The organism is uncultured Porphyromonas sp. (genome assembly GCF_905372525.1).
GTDB lineage: Bacteria > Bacteroidota > Bacteroidia > Bacteroidales > Porphyromonadaceae > Porphyromonas.
The window spans coordinates 1-5,842 of the sequence record NZ_CAJPPN010000070.1; the positions used below are offsets into that span (position 1 = coordinate 1).

Here is a 5,842-nt window from a genome sequence, read left to right on the forward strand (position 1 = left end):
CTCCCACCCAGCCCCTCTCACCCTGCCTCTCCCCTATTCTATCGGGGGGAGAGAGGTAGGGAGTGCTCCCGGAGAGCCTCCTCAGTACATACCCTATCCGTCCCACGCACGAGGTAGGTACGGGTAGGAAAAAAGACAGAGGCCACACAGCTCAAGCTATGTGGCCTCTGTAGGCTTAGTTGCGTCTCGTGCTATTATGCTTCGATCTTCTTGTTGAGGAAGATGTGTATCAGATAGCCCGCGATCACCAGGCAGAGCCCCGTGGCGAGGAAGATGTTCGCACTCTCTACCTGATCAGATAGATACGAGAAGACCTGGAGGAATGCTCCGATGAGCATCACGATGACGCCTAGATACTGCTTCATAATGATATTGTGTACTATGTTTGTTATTATTCTCTGCCTACAAAGAACGGAATAATTTGGCAAATAAGGAAATACCTTCTCCTACTCCACTTGCTAATCCCTATCAGCCAGCGAGGTAAAGCCTCCGCAGGGCGAAGCCTCTCCACAAGGTCAGTACTCCTCACCTCGCTCCTAAGACTACATGCTAGCAAAAGCTAACGATAGAGCATACTCATCGGGTGCTGGGAGCGGCTTCCTATCCTCTTACTTTTCGAATAAGGGCCTTAGGGGATTGGGTGCTACCGGTTATTCACCGATAAGCATATTCCTGACGCTGTCGCATAAAAAAAGGGAGCACGTTGTGCTCCCTTTAGTTGTCTCATAAGGACTCGAACCTTAACAAACAGGACCAGAATCTGTTGTGCTACCATTACACCATGAGACAGTGTTTTGTGAACCTTGGCGGACTCGAACCGCCGACCCCTACCCTGTCAAGGTAGTGCTCTAAACCAACTGAGCTAAAGATTCAGCACTGCAAAGGTAGATAAAAGTTTTGAACCTGCAAATATCTCTATGACTTTTCTCCTCTATTCCCCACTCCACATACTCCATACTAGAGTACGGCTCCCCAGCTCATCACACTCCGAGAGATCGAGGGTACACAATCCTCCCCCACCATATACCCACCTAATACTGCACACCTTAGACTGAGGGATCACTCCTCCTCATTCTCCTCATTCCACTCAAGGGCTGGGGAGAATAAACCCTTATTCTTCCGTCTTCTTGTACTCAGGAAAAAATTTTTCAGTTCCCCTCTGGGGGCTCAACTTCTGCCGTTCTAGCTTCCCCCCTCTCGTCACTTCTTCGCTCACTCTGGGCATGGGGGTATGGGGACGAAAAGGGGAGAGACTATACAATCCCCCCACTAGAGGGCAGGGCCGACGCATGATCTCGATCGTACACTCCGGCCTTTGGATCTTCGGGAGGATTATTTCATATTCCAGGGAGCCTTAGCCCATCACTAAAGATCCTAGGCATTATCCCCAAGAAACAGACATACAAGCGAGCTCTACAGAGGATATACTTAGAGCGAGGTAGTGTACACGCGTGTATACTGTTGTGTACACGTGGGTATACAGTTGTGTACACACGTGTATACTCATCCCTCCTAGGTAGGAGGGATACGCTGGGCATATCTAGACTAGGACGTAGATACTTCTATCTTCGGCGTGTACTCCTTCACGACCTTTCCCTTGCATTATAGTGATTTCATGCGTCAGCCCTGCACTAGAGGGAAGGGATATAGAGGCAATCCTCCTCGGGACGTATCAGACGCTACAGAGGTACAGCAGAACTCCGGAATGGAGGGGAGCCGTACGTCTCGTCCTCCCCTTCACAAGGGCTTCGATAGGGATGACACGACGGCCATACACAGATACCCCCATGTATCTCGGAGGAGGATACATGGGGGTATTCCTAGGAGCACCCAGGCTCTGGAAGAGAAGGGGGGCTAATGTAGAGCAGCTAGGCGAAGGATCTCACAGACCGTGGGATGGGGGAAGACGACCCTAGCGAGATCAGAGAGCTTCAGTCCACACTGTACGGCCATGATCGCAGGCACGAGGATCTCAGAGGATCCATTGCCGATGAGGTGTGCCCCGAGGACGACACCCTGTTCGTCGGTGAGGAGCTTGCAGATACCATTACCCTGCTCGTTCTCGATGACGAAGCGTCCCGAGAGAGTCATCGGTACACGATGTACCTCATAGGGACGTCCCTCAGCACGGAGCTCCTGCTCGGTGTAGCCGACGGAGGCGATCTCAGGATTGGCGTAGACGATCCCAGGAATAGCCCGGTAGCACATCTCTTCGCTCCCTCCGAGGATATGATCGACTGCGATCACCCCCTCACGAGCTGCCGTATGGGCTAGCATGGAGACCCCATTGATATCCCCGATCGCATAGATCCCAGGGGCAGAGGTCTGCATGTGCACATCGACGCGTACTGCACCACGCTGGAGCTCGACTCCGACCGTCTCTATCCCTAGCCCCTCGGTGACAGCACGACGGCCGACACTGACTAGGAGCTTCTCGAAGGGGATCTCGATCGTCTCACCTGCGTGCTCTGCTACGACGACTCCCTCACGTACAGCAGTGACCTTGGTCTCTAGGTGGAACTTCACACCTCTCTTCTCAAAGGCCTTCTGTAGCTCTGTAGAGACCTCTTCATCCATAGGCCCAAGGATCTTGGGGAGCATCTCGATGACCGTGACCTCTACCCCGAGTGTAGAGAAGAAGGAGACGAACTCCATCCCTATGACTCCCCCGCCGAGGACGGCGAGCGAACTCGGTAGAGTGTCTATCTCTAGGGCTTCCTTTGCCGTCCAGTAGGGCACCTCACTGAGGCCTGGGATAGGGGGAACGAAGGCTCGAGAGCCTGTGGCAAGGATCACGTGGGGAGCCTCGTAGCTAGCCTCTCCGGCCTGGATTTGATAGGTACCATCCTGATGTCCCGTGAGACGGGCTTCCTCGGTAACGATCTCTACCCCTAGGTTCTGGAGGTTCATACGGATGCCAGCAGAGAGCTTCTTCAGGATCTTGCCCTTGCGAGCCATTACCTTAGAGAGCTCCAGCTCAGCCTCTGGGATGGAGAGACCGTATTTGCGCCCTTCGCGAGCCTCAGCCAGCAGATGTGCGGAGTGGAGGAGCGTCTTGGTGGGGATACACCCTTCGTTGAGGCAAACCCCACCGAGCTTATTCTTCTCGAAAATGACGACCCGAAGGCCATGTGCGGCAGCGTGCTCTGCTGCATCCGTACCACCAGGGCCAGCCCCAATGATCGCTAGGTCAAATTTCATCATTGCAGTATGTAGTTAGGTATAATGAAGAGGGAGACTTAGCTAAGCCCCTCGATAAAGCCATCTACGTAGTCTATGCGCAGAGCCTGTGGGCTACGAGGTAGACCCGGCATACGAAGGAGCGCACCGAGGACGAGGACGATCATCTCCGCCCCCGTATTGATCACGATGTCACGTACCTCGAGGTCAAAGTCCCGAGGACTACCATAAGCCTTGGGGTCTTCGCTGAAGGAATACTGGGTCTTGGCCACACAGATCGGGAAGCGCTCCCATCCATATTTCTTGATGCGCTCTAGCTGGCTCTTAGCCTTGGATGAGAAGGTGATGCTACGAGCTCCATAGATGCGCTGTGAGACCAGGCGAGCCTTCTCCTCGATCGAGGCCTCTAGGGGATAGGTATAGGATAGGGGCTTGGAGGGCTCACGCTCGATGGTATCGATGACGAGTTGAGCCAGTTCTCGAGCACCCTCGCCCCCTTGGGCAAAGGCAGAATTGACAGCAAAGCCTACCCCAAGGGAGGCACAGTGCTGGCGCACTAGCTCGATCTCCTCGTCGGTGTCGGTGGCAAAGCGATTGAAGGCTACGACGACCGTCTGCCCAAAGCTCCGGATATTCTCAATGTGTCGGTCTAGGTTGGCAAGTCCGTGGCGTACGCCCTCGATGTTGGGACTCTTAAGGTCTTGCTCGTCTACGCCACCATGCATCTTTAGGCCACCGAGGGTAGCGACAAGTACCGTGAGAGCCGGAGAGAGTCCTGCGGTACGGCACTTGATGTTGTAGAACTTCTCTGCACCTAGATCGGCACCGAAGCCCGCCTCGGTAATGGTGTACTCAGAGTGTGCCATCGCCATACGTGTAGCGAGGATCGAGTTACACCCATGTGCGATATTAGCGAAAGGCCCCCCGTGGATAAAGGCTGGTGTATGCTCAGTGGTCTGTGCTAGGTTGGGCTTCAGAGCATCGAGCAGGAGGACTGTGATCGCACCTGCTACACCTAGGTCCTTCACGGTAAAGGGTTCACCCGACTTCTTATAGCCAAGGAGGATATTCTCTATCCTTCGCCTTAGATCCTCCAATGAGGTGGAGAGACAGAGGATCGCCATAATCTCTGAGGCAGGGGTAATGTCGAAGCCCGACTCCGCTGGCACACCATTGAGCGAGCCACCTAGCCCAGTGACGATCTGGCGCAGAGCACGATCATTGACGTCTAGGACACGCTTCCAAAGGACTTCGCTGAGTCCCTCCGTAGCATTGTTCCTATTCTGATAGATGTAGTTGTCGAGTAGCGCAGTGATCATATTGTGTGCAGAGGTGATCGCATGGAAGTCCCCAGTGAAGTGGAGATTGATCTTCTCCATAGGAAGGACTTGGGCATAGCCTCCGCCCGCAGCACCACCCTTGAGGCCGAAGCAGGGGCCAAGGGAAGGCTCGCGAAGGGCTACCACAGCCTTCTTGCCTAGTCGTGACATCCCGAGGGCTAGGCCTATCGAGACCGTTGTCTTGCCGATCCCCGCCTTCGTCGCGGTGATAGCGGTGACGAGGATAAGTTTCCCTTTGTAGGGGGCGGGGGGGATCTGCGAGAGATCTACTTTGGCGATATACTTCCCATGATACTCAAGGCTATCCTGGGGGATTGCCACCTGGGCTGCGATCTCACCGATGGGTCTGAGGGGGATCGAGCGAGCGATTTCGATGTCCGTTTTCATTACCTGAGGAGCTGTTATTGAGTAAAACCTGCACCAAATATACAAATAAAGATGGGGTATTCCCTCCGCCCATCAGGGACAGTGGGAGGAGGAAGTCAAGACGTACGGGGAAGGAGCGACCGAGGAGGAGGTCGAAGGAGGTAGGGTCTCGGTGCCGATCAAGGGATAAAGCCCAAGTGATTTTTGGGGATCAGGGAGAGAAAAGGGGCAAAAACAGCGAAATATGCCCCTCTGAGTAAAGTGAAAGTAGATTAAAAGGGCAAGAAAACGTATTGACAAAATGACGAGAAATGGACGCTTGTGAGTGGCCTAAGATTTCATCGGGATAAAAATAGATTAAACTTTTGGCATCTTGGTGTATTTACTTGCATATCAAGATTATTCGTTGCACCTTTGTAGTACCAATTCGAAGCAATCTTTTTCGTAACCGAGAATTGCAAAGGTCGAAAGACCGAATACCTAAAATGCACACACCTGTCTGCACAGCCTCAGTACTCTGGATGAGTACTGGGGCTGGCTACTTTATATACTTGTAGACCTCTCACTAGGTAGACAGACATTCCTCAGCGAATACGAGCAAGGGTGGCATCAGCAGCCTACAGAAGAGTCCCCCATCCCACCTATCAGACATTCCACCTACACGATACAGGAGGCTAAAGTAGCCTCCAAAGACATGCAGATCCTCTCCACAGTCAGGGACAGAGCACTAAGTGGCAGTATACAAGGGATACGGCCCACAAAGCTCAGGAGAGGGAGCATAAGAAGTAGGCAAAGTAGGCAACAACGCTAGAGCTAAGAAACGAAGGCGTATGGGTGGATGTATGCTTCTGAGGCCACAGAGCTAGAGAGGTGGGGGGATAAAGCCGGAGGGATGTGAAGCGAGAAGGATAACGAGTGAGGGTGAGGATAATGGGGCTATAGGGGGAGGAGGATAA

Annotated in this window: 3 protein-coding genes and 1 tRNA gene; all 4 read right to left on the reverse strand. The window is 53.3% G+C overall.

The window, feature by feature from the left end:
- Positions 1-194: 194 nt before the first annotated feature.
- The 4 genes from QZ170_RS09040 to QZ170_RS09055 all read right to left on the reverse strand — a co-directional run bounded on the left by QZ170_RS09040 (position 195) and on the right by QZ170_RS09055 (position 4,907).
- Positions 195-365, reverse strand: coding sequence for a hypothetical protein (locus QZ170_RS09040; RefSeq protein ID WP_297180182.1), 171 nt, complete (start codon positions 363-365; stop codon positions 195-197).
- A 432-nt stretch (positions 366-797) separates the two neighbouring features.
- Positions 798-872 (reverse strand) — tRNA-Val (locus QZ170_RS09045).
- A 982-nt stretch (positions 873-1,854) separates the two neighbouring features.
- On the reverse strand, positions 1,855-3,201 hold the full coding sequence (gene lpdA, locus QZ170_RS09050; RefSeq protein WP_297180187.1) for a dihydrolipoyl dehydrogenase: 1,347 nt from the start codon (positions 3,199-3,201) through the stop codon (positions 1,855-1,857).
- Positions 3,202-3,239: 38 nt separating this feature from the next.
- Positions 3,240-4,907: a formate--tetrahydrofolate ligase gene (locus tag QZ170_RS09055; RefSeq protein ID WP_297180185.1), complete on the reverse strand. Its 1,668-nt coding sequence runs from the start codon at positions 4,905-4,907 to the stop codon at positions 3,240-3,242.
- Between the last annotated feature and the right edge of the window lie 935 nt (positions 4,908-5,842).